Here is a 21,075-nt window from a genome sequence, read left to right as displayed (position 1 = left end):
TTCGCCCAGCGCCGGCTGTGGTTCCTCAACCAGATGGAGGAGCCGGGCACCTACAACATTCCCGTGGCGCTGCGGCTGCGGGGCGCGGTGGACGAGGAGGCCCTGCGCGCGGCCCTGGGCGATGTGCTCGGCCGTCACGAAAGTCTGCGGACGGTGTTCGTGCAGGACCGGGACCAGGTCCGGCAGCACGTCGTCACCGCCGAACAGGCGGGCGTCCCCCTGGAGACGGTCGACTCCGACCCGGCCGGACTCCCGGCCGCGCTTGCGGAGTTCGCCGTGGGCGGGTTCGACCTCTCCGCGCAGCTGCCGTTGCGTGCCCGGCTGTACCGGGTCTCGCACGAGGAGAGCGTTCTCTGTGTGGTGGTGCACCACATCGCGTGCGACGGATGGTCATTGGCGCCGCTGCTGGGCGACCTGGGCCGGGCCTATGAGGCCCGATCGCGTGGAGGGGCGCCCGTGTGGGCTCCGCTGCCGGTGCAGTACGCCGACTTCAGCCTGTGGCAGCGCCGGGAGCTGGGCGAGCAGTCCGACCCCGGCAGCGTCATGCACACACAGCTGGAGTACTGGCGCCGCACCCTGGAGGGCGCGCCGCAGGAGTTGGCTCTGCCGACGGACCGGTCCCGGCCGGCGGTGGCGTCCTGGCGTGGCGGCACCGTCGACCTCGACATCCCCGCCGAGGTGCACGAGGGCCTGGCGATGCTGGCCCGCGAGTGCGGGGGGACGCTGTTCATGGTGCTCCAGGCGGGCTGGGCGGCGCTGCTCAGCCGGTTGGGTGCCGGAACCGACATCCCCGTCGGAACCGTGGTGGCCGGAAGGCCGGACGAAGCCCTGGAGGACCTGGTCGGGTTCTTCGTCAACACCCTGGTGCTGCGGACCGACGTCTCCGGCGACCCCACGCTGCGAGAGCTCGTCACGCGCGTCCGCGAGGGCGGTCTGGACGCTTTCGCGCACCAGGACGTGCCGTTCGAGTGGCTGGTGGAGGTCCTCAACCCCGAGCGTTCGGCCTCTCGGCATCCGCTCTTCCAGACGCTGCTGGTGATGCAGAACAACCGGCGGACTTCGCTCGCTCTGGAGGGGTTGGAGGTCGAGGAGTACCCGGTCGATTTCCGGGTGGCCAAGTTCGACCTCTCCCTGAGCGTGTACGAGGAGTTCGGGCAGGACGGCGATCGGGCGGGTCTGGGCGGACACCTGGAGTTCGCCGAGGACCTGTTCGACCGTTCCACGGCCGAGCGGATCGTGCGCTGGTACGCGGCGGTGCTGGCCGAGATGGCCCGCGACGGCTCGGTCCGGGTCGGCCGGGTCGAGCTGCTCTCCCCCGGCGAGCGCGATCAGTTGGTGGAGGGGTGGAACGGGCCTCGTGTGGAAGCCGTTCCCGCGTCCTTGGCCGGGCTGTTCGAGGAGCAGGCCGCGCGGTCCCCGGAGGCACCCGCGATCGTCACCGACGAGGGGGTGACCACCTACGCCGAGCTCAACGCGCGGGTGAACCGGTTGGCCCATGATCTGGTGGCCAGGGGTGTGCGGGTCGAGGACCGCGTCGCGGTCCTGCTGCCGCGCGGTGTGGACATGGTGGTCTGTGCTCTGGCGGTGCTCAAGGCCGGCGCTGCCTATGTGCCGGTGGACCCGGAGTTCCCTCCCGAGCGCGTCCGCTTCATCCTGGAGGACGCCCGGCCCCGCGTGGTCCTGGACGAGGACCTCGTGGGACGGATGGACCTCACCGCCCGCTCTGCCGCGAATCCCGAGTCCGTGGGAAGCGCGGGGGCGGGCGCGGTGCAGGTGCTCTACACCTCCGGTTCGACGGGGCGGCCCAAGGGGGTCACCGTCACCGGCGGCGCGCTGGTGAACCTGCTGATGTCGGTGAAGCGGGACCTGCCCTTCACCGAGCACGACCGCTTCCTGGCCAGCACCACGTTCGGTTTCGACATCTCCTCCATCGAGATCTATCTGCCACTGGTGTGCGGCGGCGCGACGGTCCTGGTGACGCGCGAGGACCTGTTGGACCCCCGGCGGCTCGCGGGCATGGTTTCCACGCACGGTGTCACCCACATGCAGGCCACCCCCAGTCTGTGGTCGACCCTGCTGGAGGCCGGCATCGACCTGTCCGGCGTGCACGTGGTCACGGGAGGAGAACCGGCCACCCCGGAGCTGGTCCGTGCGCTGGCCTCCGCCGCCCGGGGCGTGACCAACGGCTACGGGCCCACCGAGACCACGGTCTACTCCACGGTCTGCCGCCTGTCCGCGGACGACCCGGTGACCATCGGCACCGCTATCGACAACACACGGGTGTATGTGCTGGACGGTGCATTGGCGCCTGTGCCGGTCGGTGTCGCGGGCGAGCTCTATATCGCGGGTGCCGGGGTCGTGCGCGGCTACCACGAGCGTCCCGGTCTGACCGCCGGGCGGTTCGTCGCCGACCCCTACGGTGAGCCGGGTGCGCGGATGTACCGCACCGGTGATCTGGTGCGGTGGAATTCCGAGGGCGCGCTGGAGTACATCGGACGCTCCGACTTCCAGGTGAAGATCCGCGGCTTCCGGGTCGAGCTGGGGGAGATCGAAGCGGTCCTGCGCGGCTGTCCGGGTGTGGAACAGGCTGTCGTCGTCGTGCACGAGGACGCGGGCGGCGAACGGCGTCTGGTCGGGTACGCCGTCCCGGCGGCGGGCCGGGTCCTGGACACGGACGACATCCGGAGCCGGACGGAGTCGATGCTCCCCGCCTACATGGTCCCGCTCGTGGTGCTGCTCGACACGTTCCCGTTGACGCCGAACGGCAAGGTGGACCGCGCCGCACTGCCCATCCCCGAGGTCGTGGCGGTCGCGAGTCGGGCCCCGCGGACCGCGCGGGAGGAGATCCTGTGCGGGTTGTTCGCCGAGGTGCTGGGCCTGACCGATGTCGGGGTCGACGACGGGTTCTTCGACCTGGGCGGTCACTCGCTGCTGGCCACCCGGCTGATCAGCCGGGTGCGGTCGGTGCTCGGCGGCGAGGTGGGTGTCCGGGAGTTCTTCGACCGGCCGACGGTGTCCGGGGTCGCCCGGTTGCTGGGTGATGGGAAGAGCCGCTCTCGTGCGGCGCTGGTGGCGGGGGAACGGCCGGAACGGGTGCCGCTGTCCTTCGCCCAGCGCCGGCTGTGGTTCCTGAACCAGATGGAGGAGCCGGGCACCTACAACATTCCCGTGGCGCTGCGGCTGCGGGGCGCGGTGGACGTGGAAGCCCTGCGTGCTGCGCTGGGCGACGTGGTCGGCCGTCACGAGAGTCTGCGGACGGTGTTCGTGCAGGACCGGGACCAGGTCTGGCAGCACGTGCTCCCGACAGGGCCGACGGAAGCCTTCTTCGACATCGTGGACCGTGCCCCCGGCTCCGGGGCCGCGGACGGTGTTCCGGAGGGGATCGCGTCGTCGTTGGCGGAGTTCGCCGTGGGCGGGTTCGACCTCTCCGCGCAGCTGCCGTTGCGTGCCCGGCTGTACCGGGTGTCGGACGGCGAGAGTGTTCTCTGTGTGGTGGTGCACCACATCGCGTGCGACGGATGGTCGTTGGCGCCGCTGCTGGGCGACCTGGGCCGGGCCTACCGGTCTCGCGCAGGCGGCCGGGTCCCCGACTGGTCGCCGCTGCCGGTGCAGTACGCCGACTTCAGCCTGTGGCAGCGTCGGGAACTGGGAGAGCAGGCCGATCCCGGCAGCCTCATGCATACCCAGCTGGAGTACTGGCGTGGGGCTTTGCAGGGGGCGCCGCAGGAGTTGGCTCTGCCCACGGACCGGTCCCGGCCGGCGGTGGCGTCCTGGCGTGGCGACGCGGTCGGCCTCGACATCCCCGCGGAGGTGCACGAGGGCCTGGCCGGCCTGGCCCGGGAGTGCGGCGGGACGCTGTTCATGGTGCTCCAGGCAGGGTGGGCGGCGCTGCTCAGCAGGTTGGGCGCCGGAACCGACATCCCGGTGGGCACCGTGGTGGCGGGCCGCTCGGACGAGGCGTTGGAGGACCTGGTCGGGTTCTTCGTCAACACCCTGGTGCTGCGGACCGACGTCTCCGGCGACCCCACGTTGCGGGAGCTGGTGGCCCGGGTGCGCGAGGGTGGATTGGACGCGTTCGCGCACCAGGACGTGCCGTTCGAGTGGCTGGTGGAGGCGCTCAACCCGGAGCGTTCGGCATCCCGGCACCCGCTCTTCCAGACCCTGCTGGTGATGCAGAACAACCGGCGCTCCCCGCTGGAGCTCGCCGGGGTCGGGGTCGAGGAGTACCCGGTCGATTTCCGGGTGGCCAAGTTCGACCTCTCGCTGAACGTGTACGAGGAGTTCGGGCAGGACGGCGGCCGGGCGGGCCTGGGCGGACACCTGGAGTTCGCCGAGGACCTGTTCGACCGCTCGACCGCCGAGCGGCTGGCACGCTGGTATACGGCGGTGCTGGCGGAGATGGCCCGCGACGGCTCCCTCCGGGTCGGTCAGGTCGAGCTGCTGTCGGCCGACGAGCGCCATCAGCTGCTCCATACGTGGGGCCGGGGCGCACCGCACGCCGACGGGCAGAGCGCCACGGAGATCCTGCCCGAGCTGTTCGAGGCGCAGGTTGCCCGGACCCCTGAGGCTCCCGCGGTCGTCACCGACGAGGGGGTGACCACCTACGCCGAGCTCAACGCCCGGGTGAACCGGTTGGCCCGTGAACTCCTCGCGAGGGGGGTGGGACCGGAGACACGGGTCGCCATCGCCCTGCCGCGATCCGTCGAGATGTTCACCGCCGCGCTCGCCGTGCTCAAGGCGGGCGGAGCCTACGTCCCCGTCGACACCGACTACCCCCGTGAGCGCGTCGCGTTCATGCTCGCCGACGCGGCCCCCGCACTGGTGCTCACCACGGTCGCGGCCGACCCCGCGTCTCCGGCCGCACCTTCCCTGTGCCTGGACGACCCGCGGACCGCCGAGGCCGTGCGGAGCCGTGCGGAGCGGGACATCATCCAGGACGAACGCCCGGCCCCCCTCCGGCCCGAACACGCCGCCTACGTCATCTACACGTCCGGATCCACCGGAACCCCGAAGGGCGCGGTCAACCACCACGCCGGTGTGGCCAACATGGCCCGCGCCACCATCCGTGCCCTGGAACTGGGCCCCGGCGACGTCGTTGCGCAGGTGGCCTCGTTCAGCTTCGACGCCGCCTCCGCCGAGTGGTGCCACGCCCTGTTGAGCGGCGCCGCGCTCGCGGTGGCCGCAGCCGACACCGTCCTGGCGGGCCAGGACCTGGTCGACTTCCTCGACGGTCGCCGGGCCACCCACGCCCTCATCACCCCAGCGGTCCTGGGTTCCCTGCCCGAGACCGCGCCCGCCGTGCTCACCGGACTCCGCTCGCTGGCCTCGGGCGGGGAGGCGTGCTCGACCGAGCTGGTGGAGCGCTGGGCCGAGGGCCGGCGCATGGTCAACGCCTACGGTCCGACCGAGGCCGCGGTCTGCTCCACCTTGAGCGACCCGCTCAAGGGAAGCCCCGGCCGTGTGCCCATCGGACGGCCCCTGTCCGGCACGCGGGTGTATGTGCTGGACGGTGCGTTGGCGCCCGTGCTGGTCGGTGTCGCGGGCGAGTTGTACATCGCGGGTGCGGGAGTGGCGCGCGGCTACCACGAGCGTCCGGGGCTGACGGCCGGGCGGTTCGTCGCCGATCCGTTCGGTGAGCCGGGTGCGCGGATGTACCGCACCGGTGATCTGGTGCGGTGGAATTCCGAGGGCGCGCTGGAGTACATCGGACGCTCCGACTTCCAGGTGAAGATCCGCGGCTTCCGGGTCGAGCTGGGGGAGATCGAAGCGGCTCTGCACCGTTGTCCGGGTGTGGAGCAGGCTGTCGTCGTCGTACGTGAGGACGCGGGCGGTGGGCGCCGTCTGGTCGGGTACGCCGTCCCGCCGGCGGGACACGGCTTGGACACGGACGGTATCCGGAGCCGACTGGCCGGGGAGCTGCCCGCCTATATGGTTCCGTCGGCGTTCGTGGCCCTGGAGGCGTTCCCGTTGACGCCGAACGGCAAGGTGGACCGGGCCGCACTGCCGGCCCCCGAGGCCGGGGACACGGTCGGACGGGGGCCGCGGACCGCGCGGGAGGAGATCCTGTGCGGGTTGTTCGCCGAGGTGCTGGGCCTGACCGATGTCGGGGTCGACGACGGGTTCTTCGACCTGGGCGGTCACTCGCTGTTGGCCACCCGGCTGATCAGCCGGGTGCGGTCGGTGCTCGGCGGCGAGGTGGGTGTCCGGGAGTTCTTCGACCGGCCGACGGTGGCCGGGGTCGCCGACTTGCTGGAGCGCGAGGACGGGCGTGAGCGTGCGGCGCTGGTGGCGGGGGAGCGGCCGGCACAGGTGCCGCTGTCCTTCGCCCAGCGCCGGCTGTGGTTCCTCAACCAGATGGAGGAGCCGGGCACCTACAACATTCCCGTGGCGCTGCGGCTGCGGGGCGCGGTGGACGAGGGGGCCCTGCGCGCGGCCCTGGGCGATGTGCTCGGCCGTCACGAAAGTCTGCGGACGGTGTTCGTGCAGGACCGGGACCAGGTCTGGCAGCACGTGCTCCCGGCAGAGCAGACCCCGGCGCCGCTGGAGATCGTCGACCGTGGGTCGGGGGAGGACGTCGCCGGACTCGCGGGGTTCGTCGCGCTCGGTTTCGACCTGTCGGTGGAACCTCCCGTGCGTGCCCGGCTGTACCGGGCGTCGGACGAGGAGAGCGTTCTCTGTGTGGTGGTGCACCACATCGCGTGCGACGGATGGTCGTTGGCGCCGCTGCTGGACGATCTGAGCCGGGCCTACCGGTCTCGCGCAGGCGGCCGGGTCCCCGACTGGTCGCCGCTGCCGGTGCAGTACGCCGACTTCAGCCTGTGGCAGCGTCGGGAGCTGGGTGATCAGTCCGACCCCGGCAGCCTCATGCATACCCAGCTGGAGTACTGGCGCCGTGCCCTGGAAGGGGCGCCGCAGGAGTTGGCTCTGCCCACGGACCGGTCCCGGCCGGCGGTGGCGTCCTGGCGTGGCGACGCGGTCGGCCTCGACATCCCCGCGGAGGTGCACGAGGGCCTGGCCGGCCTGGCCCGGGAGTGCGGCGGGACGCTGTTCATGGTGCTCCAGGCGGGGTGGGCGGCGTTGCTCAGCAGGTTGGGGGCGGGCACCGACATCCCGGTGGGGACGGTGGTGGCGGGGCGTTCGGACGAGGCGTTGGAGGACCTGGTCGGGTTCTTCGTCAACACCCTGGTGCTGCGGACCGACGTCTCCGGCGACCCCACGCTGCGAGAGCTCGTCACGCGCGTCCGCGAGGGCGGTCTGGACGCGTTCGCGCACCAGGACGTGCCGTTCGAGTGGCTGGTGGAGGTCCTCAACCCGGAGCGTTCGGCGTCCCGGCACCCGCTCTTCCAGACCCTGCTGGTGATGCAGAACAACCGGCGTTCCTCGCCGGCTCTGGAGGGGCTGGAGGTCGAGGAGTACCCGGTCGATTTCCGGGTGGCCAAGTTCGACCTCTCCCTGAGCGCACGCGAGGAGTTCGACGAACAGGGTGCGCGAGCGGGTCTGGTCGGCCGGTTGGAGTTCGCCGAGGACCTGTTCGACCGCTCGACCGCCGAGCGGCTGGCGCGATGGTACGCGGCGGTATTGGCGGAGATGGCCCGGGACGGCTCGGTCCGGGTCGGCCAGGTCGAGCTGCTGTCGGCCGACGAGCGCCGTCAGCTGCTCCACACGTGGGGCCGGGGGGCACCGCACGCCGACGGACGGACCTTCGCGGAGAGCCCGGCTGAGCTGTTCGAGGTGCAGGTTGCGCGGTCCCCGGAGGCTCCCGCCGTGGTCACGGACGAGGGCGTGACCACTTACGCCGAGCTCAACGCGCGGGTGAACCGGTTGGTCCACGAGCTGGTGGCCAGGGGTGTGCGGGGTGAGGACCGTGTGGTGGTCCTGTTGCCGCGCGGCGTGGACATGGTGGTCTGTGCTCTGGCGGTGCTCAAGGCCGGTGCGGCGTATGTGCCGGTGGATCCGGAGTTCCCTCCCGAGCGCGTCCGCTTCATCCTGGAGGACGCCCGGCCCCGGGTGGTGCTGGACGAGGGGTTCCTGGCCTCGACCGACCTGTCCGGGCGGTCGGAGGAGAATCCGGCTGCCGCCGGGTGTCCGGGGGCGGGCGCGGTGCAGGTGCTCTACACCTCCGGCTCGACGGGGCGGCCCAAGGGGGTCACCGTCACCGGCGGCTCACTCGTGAACCTGCTGATGTCGGTGAAGCGACATCTGTCCTTCACCGAGCGCGACCGCTTCCTGGCCAGCACCACGTTCGGTTTCGACATCGCCGCCGTCGAGGTGTACCTGCCGCTGGTGTGCGGCGGCGCGACGGTCCTGGTGACGCGCGAGGACCTCTTGGATCCCCGGCGGCTCGCGCACATGATCGACCGGCACGGTGTCACCCACATGCAGGCCACCCCCAGTCTGTGGAGGACCCTGCTGGAGGCCGGCCTCGACCTGTCCGGCGTGCATGCCGTGACGGCGGGGGAGCCCGTCACACGGGAACTGGCCGACGCGCTGGCCTCGGCCTCGCGGGGCGTGACCAACGGGTACGGGCCCACCGAGACCACGGTCTACTCCACGACCTGCCGCCTGCACGCCGACGCTCCCGTGACCATCGGTGTCCCGATCGACAACACCCGCGCCTACGTCCTGGACGACGGCCTGAACCCCACCGTCCCCGGAGTGCCCGGCGAGCTCTATCTCGCGGGTGCGGGTGTGGCGCGCGGGTACCACGAGCGTCCCGGTCTGACGGCGGGGCGGTTCGTCGCCGACCCCTACGGTGAGCCGGGTTCGCGGATGTACCGCACGGGTGACGTGGTGCGGTGGAACGCCGAGGGCGCCCTGGAGTACGTCGGACGCTCCGACTTCCAGGTGAAGATCCGCGGCTTCCGGGTCGAACCGGGTGAGGTGGAGGCGGTCCTGGCGGCGCATCCGGATGTCGCGCGGGCGGTGGTGGTGCTGCGCGAGGACGCCCCCGGGGAGAAGCGCCTGGTGGTCTACCACGTTCCCGTCGAGGGCGCGGCGGCCCCCGAGAGCGGGGAACTGCGCCGTCTGGCGACCCGGGAGCTGCCCGCCTACATGGTCCCGTCGGCGTTCACGGCCCTGGAGGCGTTCCCGTTGACGCCGAACGGCAAGGTGGACCGGGCGGCGCTGCCCGCCCCCGAGGCCGAGCTCGCGGTCGGGCGGGCTCCGCGCACCGCGCGGGAGGAGATCCTGTGCGGCCTGTTCGCCGAGGTGCTGGACCGTCCCGACGTCGGGATCGACGACGGGTTCTTCGACCTGGGCGGGCACTCGCTGCTCGCGACCCGGCTGATCAGCCGGATACGGACGGTGCTCGGCGCGACCGTCGACCTGCCCGCGTTCTTCCGCTCCCCGACCGTCGCGGGCATCTCCGAGGCCGTCGCCGAGGAGGGCGGACGGCTCCGGCCGCACCGTCCCGGTTCCCAGGCGCCCCTGCTGGCCCTGCGCAGCGGCGGAACCCTGCCCCCGCTGTACTGCGTACACCCGGTGACCGGCCTGAGCTGGTGCTACGCCGCTCTCGCCGAAGGCCTGGGCGACCGCCCCGTGTACGGGATCCAGGCCGGGGGGACCGACGGCGCGGGCGGCGCCCCGCAGACGGCCGCCGACCTGGTCACCGACTACCTGGCCCAGATCCGCTCCGTCCAGCCGCACGGCCCCTACCACCTGCTCGGCTGGTCCCTGGGCGGGAACATCGCCCACGCCCTGGCCTGCGCCCTCCAGGAACAGGGGGAGGAGGTGGCGGTCCTGGCGCTGCTGGACTCCTACCCGCACGAGGCCGAGGGCGTCGGCTGGCGGGACGGGATCGGGCCCGAGGAGGTCGCCCGCCTCATGGGGGCGACGGAGGCCGCGCCCGCGCTCGGGGAGGCGGACCTCGACGCCCTCGCCCGCACCGCGAACCGGCTCCTGCGCATCGTGGCCGAGCGGCCCACCGCCCGCTTCGAGGGCGACATGCTGTTCTTCGCGGCGACCCGGGGGCGCGGCCGGGGAGCCCCGTCGGCGCGGGCGTGGGACCCGCACGTCAGCGGCCGTGTGGAGCGTCACGACATCGACGCCGAGCACGCCCGGATGACCGACCGCGAACCCCTCGGCGCCGTCAGGAAGATCCTGGACGGCGTGCTCGCGGCCCTGTGAGCCGCCCCGCGCAGGACGACCACCTACACACGACCACACCCGTGGAGGAGAACGCGATGACCAACCCGTTCGACGCCGAGGACGGTACCTTCCTCGTGCTCAGGAACGCCGAGGAGCAGTACTCGCTGTGGCCCGGGCACATCGCGGTGCCCGCCGGCTGGGAGAGCGTGTTCGGTCCGGCCGGCCGGGAGGAGTGCACCCGGCACATCGACAGCGAGTGGACCGACATGCGGCCCGCGAGCCTGGTCCGGCAGGCGGAAGCCGGCGCCTGAGCGCCCGCCGCGCCGCCCCGGCCCCGTACCGAGAACAGGAGCACGGGATGCCCATCGTTTCCGCGCCGCACGAACTGCTGGAGTCCGACGTCTACGTCGACCTCACGTCCGTGACCGGCCGCGAGATCTACCTGAAGTGCGAGGGCTTCAACTTCGGAGGCTCCGTCAAGCTCCGCACGGCCGCGGCCATGGTGGCGGCCGCCGAGAAGGACGGCCTCCTGCGCCCGGACACGGTCCTGGTGGAGTCCTCCTCCGGCAACCTCGGCGTGGCTCTCAGCGTGGTCGCCGCCAGCAAGGGCCTGGTGTTCACGTGCGTGACCGACCGGCGCTGCAACCCCCACACGCTGCGGCTGATGAGGGCCCTGGGCACCGACGTCGTGGTGGTCGACGTCCCCGACCCCGTCGGCGGCCTCCTGGGCGCCAGGAAGGAGAGGGTCCGGCAGATGTGCCGCGGCGACGACCGGTACCTGTGGCTCAACCAGTACGAGAACCCGGCGAACTGGACGGCGCACTACGAGACGACCGCCGTCGAGATCGCCGGGCGCTTCCCCGATCTCGACGTCCTCTTCGTCGGCGCCGGGACCGGGGGCACCCTCGTGGGCTGCGCGCGGTACTTCCGCGAGCACGCGCCCCGTGTGCGGGTGGTGGCCGTCGACGCCCAGGGGTCGGCGAACTTCGGCGGCGAGCCCGGGCCGCGCCTCATCCCCGGACTCGGGTCGAGCACCCCGGCGCCGGCCCTGGAGCTGGCCTCCGTCGACGACGTGGTCCACGTGCCCGAACGGGAGGCCATCAGGACCTGCCGGGCCCTGTCCGCGCGCGGGTTCCTGTTCGGCGGGTCCACGGGAACGGTGGTGGGCGGGGCCCTGGACTGGCTCGCACGCCACGACCCGGAGCACCGCCTCAGGTCGGTGGCCGTGGCCCCCGACCTGGGGGACCGGTACCTCGAGACCGTCTACAGCGACCAGTGGGTCGACAAGAACTTCGGGGACGAGACCCTCCGGCCCTCCGCCGGGGGTTCCACGACGCCGCACGGCAAGGAGAGCCAGTGAACCCGCAGGGCCCGGACGTGTACGCCGTCCCTCTCACGTCCAGACTCGGTACGCCCGTCCACGTCCGGGACCTGGACGACCCCAGGGTCCGCGAGAACCTCGGCGCGCTGGAGGAGCAGGGCATCCGGGAGGTGCGCGTGTCCTCGGACACCACCCTGGAGATGGCGGTCGCGGTCACCCCGGGAGCCCCGGGGGCCGAGCAGCCGGACGTGACCTACGAGGCGGTGGTGGTCTGCAACGACACGGACGAGGGGACGACCCCCAGCGAGTGGGCCCAGGAGTTCCGCGCCGCGGCGAAGCTGCCCTCGACCCCGGTCCTCGTCGTCAGCGGCGACGCCTGCTCGAACTTCTCCTCGGGGACCGACGTGGCCAGGGCCCTGATCGCGTCGGGGCAGGCCGTGTCGGTCCTGCTGGTGACGGTCGACCGGATCGTCTCGGGAACCCGGCATCCTCCGATCAGCATGACGGTCTTCAGCGACGGGGCCGCCTCCTGCCTCATCACGCGGGAACCCGGTCCGGAGGCGTCCTTCCAGCTCCTGGGATCGGCGACCGAGCGCTGGCTGCCCCGGAAGGAGTGGTCGGGCCTGGCCGACGCGAGGGTGACCCTGACGGCCATGCGCACCGCCACGCGTCGGGTGGCAGGGCACGCGGAAGAGGGCTTCCGCTACCTGGTGACCCCGAACTTCGGCAGCGCGACCCGCACCATGCTGTCGATGGCCGCCGCGATGCCGCACACGGAGCCCTATCCCGGGCTCGTCTCGACGGTGGGGCACTGCTTCTCGTCCGACGTGCCGATCAACCTGGCCGACCTCGCGGAGTCCGGCCGGATCGACGACGGTGACGCGGTCCTGGCCTGCGCCTCGAGCAGGGGCTCCCTGGCGGCCATGGCCCTGCGCTTCCGCGGGCCCTCCGGCCGCTGACCCGTCCCGGCCCCGCCGTGTGCGGGGCCGGGACGGATCAGCGTTTCGTGCACAGGTAGATGCGGGAGCGGCGGGGCCCGTGGCGCAGGTCGGCGGTCTCCACCTCCCGCGAGAGCCGGTGCAGCAGCTCCTCGAAGGGGCCCGGGTCGTAGCGGTTCAGCCAGATGTAGCCCTCGTCGGTCTCGCGCCGCAGCAGCGCCTCGGGCGCCCTGGGCACCTGGAAGAAGCCGATGATCACGTGGGTGCGGGCCACCCGGAACATCTCCCGGACCGCCGTCTCGTAGTAGGGCAGGCACTCCAGCAGGTGGCGGGAGTTCACGACGTCGAAGGAGCCCTCGCCGAAGGCGAGGTCGGTGACGCTCATCTCCAGCCACCGCGCGCCCGGGTGCTCGGTCCGGCACGCGTCGAGGACCCGGGGGGAGACGTCGATGCCGGTGTAGTCCACGGGCAGGCCCGCGTCCCGCAGACCGGCGTAGGTCACGCCGGACATCACGCCGCAGTCCAGCAGTGTGCAGGAGGTGCCTGGGTAGAGCGCGCCGAGGCGCTCGGCGGTCCAGGCGTGGCCGGGGTCCTCGTCCCGCCCGTCCCTGCGCATGTGGTCGACGTCGGCGGTCCGGAGCCACAGGGGCGAGGGGACGTCACCCACGGCTCTCCTCCTCGCGCAGGGCGTAGCTCCTGGCCAGGTCGGCCAGGTCGCCCACGGTCTGTGCCTGGAGGACGTCGACGATGTCGATGGAGGCGCCCAGCCTGTCCTCGATCGCGGCGACGATGCGCAGCAGCAGGACCGAGTTCACCTGGAGGTCGGCGAACGCGTCCTCGGGGGCGACCGACCGGGTCTCGAGTGCGTCGGCGACGATGCCGCCGACGAGGGCCTGGTAGTTCGTGTCGTCTGCGGACATGCTCCTCTTTCCGTGGAAGTGGGGACCGGTGCGTGCCCGGGCCGCGTCGGGTCAGAAGCCGTCGCCGGACAGTGCCCAGCCGATGCTGCGCAGCATCCGTTCGCGCTCCTGGAGCAGGAACAGGTGGCCGCCGGGGAACATCTCCACCCGGGCCGGTCCGTCGGTCAGCGCGGCCCAGCCGTGGAGGTGCTCCTCGCCCACCCGCGGGTCCCGCGTGCCGCCGAACACCGAGACGGGACAGCTCAGCGGCGGTCCGGGCCGGTAGCTGTATCCGGCGAAGAGGGACAGGTCGGCGCGGAAGGTGGGCAGCAGGAACGCGGTGAACTCCGGGTTGCGCAGCAGCTCCTCGGGGGTGGCGCCGAGTACGCGCAGCTCCTCGATCAGCCCCTCGTCCGACAGGTCGGCCTCCGCCGGGGTGCGCGACCGGTGCAGGTGCAGGGCGCGGCAGCCCGACACGAACACGCGGACCGGCTCGAGGCCGTGCGTCAGCCGCAGCCTGCGGCACAGCTCCCAGCAGACGATGGCGCCCATGCTGTGGCCGAAGAACGCGAAAGGCCTGTCGAGCAGCGGCAGCAGCCCGGGGGTGAGGGCGTCCAGCAGGTCGTCGAGCCCGGGGACGGGCCGTTCGTGGAAGCGGTCCTCGCGTCCGGGCAGCTGGACGGCGAAGCCCTCGGTGCCCTCGGGAAGGCCGGCCCCCCAGTTCCGGTAGGCGGAGGCTCCCGCCCCCGCGTAGGGGAAGAAGAAGAGGCGCAATCCGCCGGGGACGGTTGCCCCGGTCAGGGGGCGAACCCATTCCTGTGCGGTCCGGTGGGGAGTGGAGTGCATGGAGGGGCGGGGGTCCGTTCTGTGGGCGGTGTGGTCCGGAGCGGCCGACCCGGTCTGCGGGGCGTCCTCGGATCACCGCGGCGGACCGGTGCTTCGAATGCGTGCTCTCCGGTGCGTTCCCGGCGTCGGAAACAATGGCGGCGACCCCTGCTCCTCGGGCCGGTATTCGCACCACGGGCTGTCGCATCATAGTGGGCTCTCTCCGTTCGCGCCAGGGGTCGGATCGGGAGTTCCTCCGGTGCCGCATCAGGGGATCGTTTTCCTTTCCGGGACAGGCCGCATGGAAACGGAACCGGGGCGCGCAGTCCTCGGATCCCCCTGGTCCAGGAAAGCTTCGAAAGCCGCGAATCAGGATCATTCGGATAGGGGGACGGATTCGGAGGACGCGCAGGGGGAGATCGGCGGAGTGGAACCGGGAACCATATTCGTCAGGGTGCTCGAAACCGGAAAGACCCCGGCCGCGTGCGCGCGTTACACACGAACGGAGCACGAGCGCGAACCGGGTACGGGGGGCGAAAGACATCCGCGCTCCGGCAAACGGATTCGCTATTCCCATACCGTTCGGCCCGTCCTATACTCATGCCGTTCGACGAAGGGCCCGCACGCCAGGGGCCTCGCGGTGGAGTGTCCGGAAAGAGGGGGAGGTGCCCGATGACGGCGAAGCGTCGCGGAGTCTGCTCCGGCTTCTGACCCCCTGTCTCCCGGCAGCCGGTCACGCCGACCGGGAGGAAGCGCTCACGCGGTCGGCGCGGGCGGCCGCGCAGGCGCCCCCGGAGCGTGAACCGACCCGCCCCGCCCGCACCCCCGGGTGTGAGGCGGAGAACGCCGAGCCCACACAAGGAGAACGGTGATCGTACTCGGCCTCAGCGGCCTTCCCCACTCCCAGCCGCACCACCTCCGGAGCAGGCCGGGGATCGCGGAGGTCGACAGCAGGATCTGCCAGGGCATGGACAGTGCCGCCTGCCTCGTGGTCGACGGGAACATCGTCGCCGCGGCCGCCGAGGAGCGCTTCACCGGGGACAAGGCGACCGGGGCCTTCCCGGAGAAGGCCATCGCCTACTGCCTCGACCACGCCGGGATCACCGGCGACGACGTCGACCTCATCGCCCACGGTTTCAACTACGACCGGTTCCGCCGCTTCTTCCACCGGACCCCCGAGTACTTCGACGAGGTGCTCAGCGGCCGGACCGTGGTCGAGGAACTCGCGCGCACGGGGTGGAGGAATCCGGGCGACCGGTTCCGCCCGGTGGACCACCACGTCGCCCACGCCGCCTCCGCCTACCACCTGAGCGGTTACGAGGACGCCCTGTCCGTGGTCTCCGACGGCATGGGCGAGACCGTTGCCCTCACCGTGCACCGGTTCACCCGGGGCCGCATGGAGGAGCTGTACAGCCAGGGAATCGACTCCTCCCTGGGCATCCTCTACTCGATCCTGACCCGCTACCTCGGGTACACCTTCAACTCCGACGAGTACAAGGTCATGGGCCTGTCCGCGTACGGCGACCCCCGCCGCTACGCCGAATTCTTCGCCCGCTTCATGGGCGCCGACGAGGGCAGGGCCGCCATCGGCTGGCCCCAGGGCGCGCTCGGACGCGCGGGGGAGGGCTACCCGGACGCCCTGGCCTTCCTGGAGGAGTCGCTCGGCGTCGCACCGCGCGAGCCCGGCGCCGAGGTCCCCGACGAGTACGCCGACATCGCCGCCGCCTTCCAGGCGCGCTTCTCCGAGGTCCTGACGGACCTGGTCCGCCACTGGCTGCGGCACACGGGCCAGGACTTGCTGTGCCTCTCGGGCGGGACCTTCCTGAACTGCCTGGCCAACCAGTCCATCTCGGAGCTGCCCGAGGTGTCGCGCATGTTCGTCCCGCCGGCCGCGGGCGACGACGGCACCGCGATGGGGGCCGCACTGCACGTGGCCGGGGGCTTCTCCGGCACCTTCAGCGCCTACACCGGTCCCGGCTACGGCGCCGACGACGTGCGCTCGGCGCTGAAGGCGTTCGAGCGGCCCGGAGGCGGATCCCCGGTCTGGGAGTACCACGGGTTCACCGACGAGTACATGGATTTGGCCGCCCGCGACCTCGCGGAGGACAGGGTCGTCGCCTGGTTCGCCGGACGCATGGAGTTCGGCCCCAGGGCGCTGGGGAACAGGTCCATCCTGGCGCTCCCGAACGGGGACGACATCAAGGGGCGGCTCAACGCCATCGTCAAGATGCGGGAGGGGTTCCGGCCCTTCGCCCCGGCGATCCTCGACTCCGACTACGAGGAGGTCTTCGAGGGCCGGGCCCTGTCGCCGAGCAGGTACATGCTCAGCACCGCCCGCACCCGGCCCGAACGGATCCCGAGCATCCGGGGCGCCGTGCACGTGGACGGCACCGCCCGGGTCCAGATCGTCACCAAGGAGGACAACGAGGTCTTCTGGCGGCTCCTGCACAAGGTCAAGGAGCACACCGGCCTGGGCTGCGTGATCAACACGTCGTTCAACGTCAAGAACCAGCCGATCATCGCCTCGCCGGACCTGGCCCTGGAGGCGCTGGAGAGGATGTCGCTGGGCCGCCTCTACATCGAGGGGTTCCGCGTGGGCCTGGGCGGCTGAACGGCCGGGACCGCCCTGTCGTCCCGGGGTCGGGGGAGGGCTGCCCCCGGCCCCGCCCGCCGGGACCGCCGTGCGGTCGGCAGCCGTCGGCGTTGTCGTGACCGCCTGGCACTCTGGGCGGCATGAGAGAGACGACTGGGCCCGAAGAGAAGGCGGCTGCCGCCGCTCCGACCACGCCGGCGGAGTGGCGGGGCTACCTGAAGCGGTACGGCGATGCGTACCTGAGGAACGAGGCCGACGGCGAAGAGCTGGTCGATCTGCTGGACGAGGATCAGCTGGAGGTCCTGGACGGCGGGGGGCGTGTCGACCTGTGGCTGGGTGAGGCACCGGCCCGGGAAGAGGCCCTGGTGGAGTCCGAGGAGCGGCTCGGGGTGCGGTTCCCACCGAGCCTCAGGGGGTTCTACCTGGCCAGCGACGGGTGGACGAGGGTCGGGGGCGCCTGGGTGGGAGAAGGCGTCCATCCGTGCGGCCGCGTCTCGTGGATGCGGGACGGCGATGCCGGCAGCCGCGTGACCGCGATCTACGACTCGATACCCGGCAACGAGGATCTCGTGCAGCTGTTCAGCCGGTCCCTCGAGGTCGCCCGGGGCGAGGACTTCTGGCTGCTCGATCCGACCGACGTCGGGCCGGACGGCGAGTGGGCCGCCTACGAGTTCGCGCCGAAGTACGGCGACCCGACGAAGTACCCCCGCTTCTCCGCGCTGTTCGACTCCGGGTACACGAGCATGGGCGGATAGGAGGACACGGCCTCGAGGCGGCCGTCCGGCCGCTCCCGTCCCCGCGGCGACCCGGGCGGCGGCGACCGGACGGACCCCCGCGCTCCGCATCCGACAGTCCACGGCGACGTCTCACGACACCGTGATCCACCAGCGGTGACCGTGTGGAGTCACGGTCTAGTCCCCGTGCCAGGACCTCCACAGGTTCGCGTACGTCCCGCCCCGGGCGAGGAGCTCGCCGTGGCTGCCGAGCTCGATGATCCGGCCCTCGTCCATCACGGCGATGCGCTCCGCGTCGTGCGCGGTCTGCAGCCGGTGGGCGATCGCGATGACCGAGCGCCCCTCGAGGACCGCCGCGAGCGCCCGTTCGGTGTTGCGCGCCGTGGCGGGGTCCAGCAGGGCGGTGGCCTCGTCCAGGATCAGGGTGTGGGGGTCGGCGAGCACCACCCGTGCGAGGGAGAGCTGCTGCGCCTGGCCCCCGTTGAGCTTGTGCGTGTCGGGGCTGAGCACGGTGTCCAGCCCCTCGGGCAGCTCCCGGGCCCAGTCGGCCGAGACCGTGTCCAGGGCGGCGTGCAGCTCCGCGTCGGTCGCCCCGGCCCTGGCCAGGAGCAGGTTGTGCCGCAGCGTGTCCCGGAAGACGTGGTGGTCCTGGGTCAGCAGCACCACCTGGCGGCGCAGCAGCTCCGGCGCCAGGTCCGCCACGGGGACGCCTCCCACGGTGACCTCCCCCGTCCGCGGCCTGTCCAGCCCCGCCAGGAGCCTGCCCAGCGTGGACTTCCCGGCGCCCGAGGGGCCGACCACGGCGAGCCGTTCCCCCGGCTGCACCGTCAGGTCCAGCCCGTGCAGCACGTCCCCGCGGTGGTCGTAGGCGTAGCGGACGTCCCTGACCAGGATGCGGTCGTCGGCCGGTTCGGCGGAGGTGGGCCGCTCGGCCGCGGGCGCCGCGGCCAGCCCCTCCACGCGGGCGAAGGAGGCGCCGCTCGCCTGCAGCTCCTCGACCCACAGCATGATCGTGTCCAGCGGCACGGAGAGCTGGCGCAGGTACAGGGCCGCGGTCACGACCGTCCCCAGGGAGACCGACCCGTTCTGGTAGAACACGCCGCCGATCAGCAGCACGCCCACCAGGGGCAGGACGGCGGAGACGTCCACGGACGGGAAGAGGACGGTGCGCAGCCACAGGGTGCGCAGCCGCGCCCCGCGGGCCGTCTCGATCGCGGTCTCCGCCGCGGCGATCCGGCGTTCCTGCAGGCGCAGGGCCTCCACGGTCCTGGCGCCGCTCGCGGTGCTGGTGAGGACCTCGGCGAGATCGGAACCGGAGGCGCCCTCGGCGAGGTAGGCCGTCCGCGCCCGGCGCAGGTACCAGCGCAGGGCGACCACGATGGTGACCAGGGTGGCCAGTCCGCAGGCCCCCAGCACCGGGTCGATGAACAGCACCGCACCGATGAGGAACAGCCCCTGCGTCAGGGCGACGAACACCTCCGGGATCGCGTTGCGCAGGGCCGATGCGACCCTGGTGACGTCCGAGGTGCCGCGCGCGGCCAGGTCGCCGGTGGCCGTGTGCTCGACCGTGGCGGCCGGCAGGGCCAGCGTGCGCTCCAGGAAGCGCTCGCGGATGCGTGCGGCGGCGCCCTCGCCGAACCTGTAGCCGACGTAGAGGGAGTAGCGCGCCAGCAGGATGTGCACGACCGTCACGACGACGATCGCCAGCGCCGTGCGGTCCACGGAGGCCACCGCGGCCGGACCGGGGGACCGCTGGACGGTGTCCACGATCAGCCCCACGAGCCAGGGGGCGATGAGCGCGGCGAGGGCGGCCAGCACGTTGAGCGCCAGCATCAGGGCGAACGTCCACCGGTCGGCGCGGATCTCGCGCACGGCGGCACGGCGCACGTGCGCTCGGCCCGCGACGGGCAGCACTGCGGTCATCGGAGCGGCTCCCACTCTGCGTCGCGCGACACCAGGGCCCGGTATCCGGGTTCGGTGCGCAGTAGTCCGTGGTGTGTGCCCGTGGCCGCCGCCCGCCCGTCGACGAGGTAGACCACCGCGTCCGCCTGGTCCAGGACGAGCGGCGAGGTGGTGGAGACGACCGTGGTCGTGCCCGCGCGGGCCTGTCGCAGGCGCGCCGCCATCGCGGCCTCGGTGAGGGAGTCCACGGCCGAGGTGGGCTCGACCGCGAGCAGGACCTCGGGCTCGGTGTACAGGGCCCGGGCCAGCCGCAGGCGCTGGAGCTGGCCCCCCGAGAGGTTGTGGCCCCGCGCGTTCACCACCGAGTCGAGGCCGTCGGCCATGGCGTCGACGATGTCGGTGGCCACGGCCGTGTGCAGCACCGCGCGGACGGCCTCGTCGTCGGGCTCCCCGGCCCCGGCGACGACGTCGCGGATGCTCCCGGAGAAGAAGTCGGCGTCGTTGTCCGCCAGGAGGATGCGCTCGCGCACCGCGTCCAGGGGCGCCTCACGCAACGGGGCCCCGCCCCATTCGGCGTCGGAGGCGGTGAACCGGCCGAGGCGGTCCATGATCTCCTCGGCGTCCGACGGCCGGGCGCCGGCCAGCGCGGTCAGGATCCCCGGGCCGACGCGCACGCCCGACGCGGGGTCGTACAGCTCCGCTCCCGGCGCCGGCGGCCGCGCTGTGGCGCCGTCGTCCGCGTGCTCCGGTTCGAGGTTGAGGAACCGGATCACCCTGCGCGCGCAGACCAGGGCCCGTGTGATGTCCGTGCCGCCCTCGATGAAGAACGCGACGGGGACCACCAGGACGGCGACGTACCCGTACACGGCGACGAGGTCGCCGATGCTGATGGCGCCGCTCGCCGCCATCCTGGCCGCGAGCCAGGTGACGACGGCCAGGAACAGGGCGGGCAGGCCCACGCCCAGGGCGCCCACCCAGCTGGTGACGCCGCCGATCCGGTACCCCTTGTCCCGCAGCTCCCGGGACTCGCGGTGGAAGTGGCGTGCGAACGCGTCCTTGCCGCCGAGCCCGTTGAGGACGCGCAGGCCGGTCACCACGTCCACCAGGCGTGCGGTGAGGGCGCCCTGCATCTCCCGGTAGGCGGAGCCGATCCCCAGGAGCCGGTGGAGCAGGGGGCCGACCGTGATCGCGAGCATCGGCACACCGGCGAGGACGACGACGGCGAGCAGCGGGGAGATCGACAGCAGGAGCGCGGCGATGACGATGTAGGCCACCACGGCGCCGAACCCGGGGCCGGTCACGGTCAGGGACTGGGCGATGACCTGGACGTCGGCGATCCCGATGGAGGCGACCTCGCCGCTGGAGACCCGGCGCGGCAGCGTCGCGCCCAGGCGGGTGGAGTGGCGGACCGTGGCGCGAACGGTCCGGAACGAGGCGTCCATGCGGATCTTGGTCATCGTCCGGTGTCGCGCGATCCCCAGCGCGGCGTTGAGCACGCCGACGCCGAACAGGACGGCCACCCAGAGCGACAGGGCCCTCGTGTCGCCCGCGCTCAGCCCGTCGTCGATCGCCCGGGAGAGCACGTAGGGGGGCAGGGTCAGACCCAGCATCCACAGGCTTCCGAGGGTGGCACCCGCGGCGATCCGGGATTTCTGGCTGAGGACCAGCCACAGCAGATACCGGACAGGGGTGGCTGTGTTCCCGGGGGAGGGAGGGGTAAATGTGTCGACCACCGGGCCACCTTACTGCGTTTGCCCCGGCAGGGATAGTTTCCTGC

Annotated in this window: 11 protein-coding genes; 6 read left to right on the top strand and 5 right to left on the bottom strand. The window is 72.3% G+C overall.

Features of this window, described 5'->3' with window-relative positions; all coding sequences use genetic code 11:
- Positions 1-15: 15 nt before the first annotated feature.
- From ACFQBR_RS31820 to ACFQBR_RS31805, 4 genes are read left to right on the top strand one after another with little or no spacing between them, the layout of a single operon-like run.
- The gene (locus ACFQBR_RS31820) at positions 16-10,125 is read left to right on the top strand and encodes a non-ribosomal peptide synthetase (protein ID WP_378554943.1); all 10,110 of its coding nucleotides are present in this window, start codon (positions 16-18) and stop codon (positions 10,123-10,125) included.
- 56 nt (positions 10,126-10,181) lie between these two features.
- Positions 10,182-10,397 carry an MbtH family protein gene (locus tag ACFQBR_RS31815; RefSeq protein WP_344180293.1) on the top strand — a complete coding sequence of 72 codons (216 nt, stop codon included), beginning with the start codon at positions 10,182-10,184 and terminating at the stop codon, positions 10,395-10,397.
- A gap of 47 nt (positions 10,398-10,444) precedes the next feature.
- Positions 10,445-11,446 (top strand): 2,3-diaminopropionate biosynthesis protein SbnA, encoded by a 1,002-nt coding sequence (gene sbnA / locus ACFQBR_RS31810; RefSeq protein WP_344180295.1) that lies wholly within the window; start codon positions 10,445-10,447, stop codon positions 11,444-11,446.
- Positions 11,443-12,366 carry a hypothetical protein gene (locus ACFQBR_RS31805; protein ID WP_344180297.1) on the top strand — a complete coding sequence of 308 codons (924 nt, stop codon included), beginning with the start codon at positions 11,443-11,445 and terminating at the stop codon, positions 12,364-12,366. The genes sbnA and ACFQBR_RS31805 overlap by 4 nt, the downstream gene beginning before the upstream one ends.
- 37 nt (positions 12,367-12,403) lie before the next feature.
- Here the strand turns inward: ACFQBR_RS31805 and ACFQBR_RS31800 are convergent, their stop codons facing one another.
- From ACFQBR_RS31800 to ACFQBR_RS31790, 3 genes are read right to left on the bottom strand one after another with little or no spacing between them, the layout of a single operon-like run.
- Entirely contained in the window at positions 12,404-13,012 is a 609-nt protein-coding gene (locus ACFQBR_RS31800) for a class I SAM-dependent methyltransferase (RefSeq protein WP_267944973.1), read from the bottom strand.
- Positions 13,005-13,265 carry an acyl carrier protein gene (locus ACFQBR_RS31795; RefSeq protein WP_344180300.1) on the bottom strand — a complete coding sequence of 87 codons (261 nt, stop codon included), beginning with the start codon at positions 13,263-13,265 and terminating at the stop codon, positions 13,005-13,007. The genes ACFQBR_RS31800 and ACFQBR_RS31795 overlap by 8 nt, the downstream gene beginning before the upstream one ends.
- A gap of 51 nt (positions 13,266-13,316) precedes the next feature.
- Positions 13,317-14,018: a thioesterase II family protein gene (locus tag ACFQBR_RS31790; protein WP_378554942.1), complete on the bottom strand. Its 702-nt coding sequence runs from the start codon at positions 14,016-14,018 to the stop codon at positions 13,317-13,319.
- Between the two features lie 919 nt (positions 14,019-14,937).
- On the opposite strand from ACFQBR_RS31790, the gene ACFQBR_RS31785 reads away from it, so the two are divergent.
- Together ACFQBR_RS31785 and ACFQBR_RS31780 are read left to right on the top strand one after the other, a co-directional pair.
- A complete protein-coding gene (locus ACFQBR_RS31785; RefSeq protein WP_344180304.1) occupies positions 14,938-16,680 on the top strand; it encodes a carbamoyltransferase family protein in 1,743 nt (580 codons plus the stop codon).
- Positions 16,681-16,802: 122 nt separating this feature from the next.
- Positions 16,803-17,417 (top strand): SMI1/KNR4 family protein, encoded by a 615-nt coding sequence (locus tag ACFQBR_RS31780; protein ID WP_344180306.1) that lies wholly within the window; start codon positions 16,803-16,805, stop codon positions 17,415-17,417.
- 156 nt (positions 17,418-17,573) lie between these two features.
- Here the strand turns inward: ACFQBR_RS31780 and ACFQBR_RS31775 are convergent, their stop codons facing one another.
- Both ACFQBR_RS31775 and ACFQBR_RS31770 read right to left on the bottom strand, forming a co-directional pair.
- Positions 17,574-19,319 carry an ABC transporter ATP-binding protein gene (locus tag ACFQBR_RS31775; RefSeq protein WP_267944968.1) on the bottom strand — a complete coding sequence of 582 codons (1,746 nt, stop codon included), beginning with the start codon at positions 19,317-19,319 and terminating at the stop codon, positions 17,574-17,576.
- The gene (locus ACFQBR_RS31770; protein ID WP_344180308.1) at positions 19,316-21,031 is read right to left on the bottom strand and encodes an ABC transporter ATP-binding protein; all 1,716 of its coding nucleotides are present in this window, start codon (positions 21,029-21,031) and stop codon (positions 19,316-19,318) included. Before ACFQBR_RS31770 ends, ACFQBR_RS31775 begins: the two co-directional genes overlap by 4 nt.
- Between the last annotated feature and the right edge of the window lie 44 nt (positions 21,032-21,075).

Origin of the sequence: Nocardiopsis tropica (genome assembly GCF_042660575.1) — a bacterium.
Taxonomy (GTDB): Bacteria; Actinomycetota; Actinomycetes; order Streptosporangiales; family Streptosporangiaceae; genus Nocardiopsis; species Nocardiopsis tropica.
Note: the sequence above shows the minus strand (reverse complement) of the source record. Positions and strands in the feature narration are given on the sequence as shown.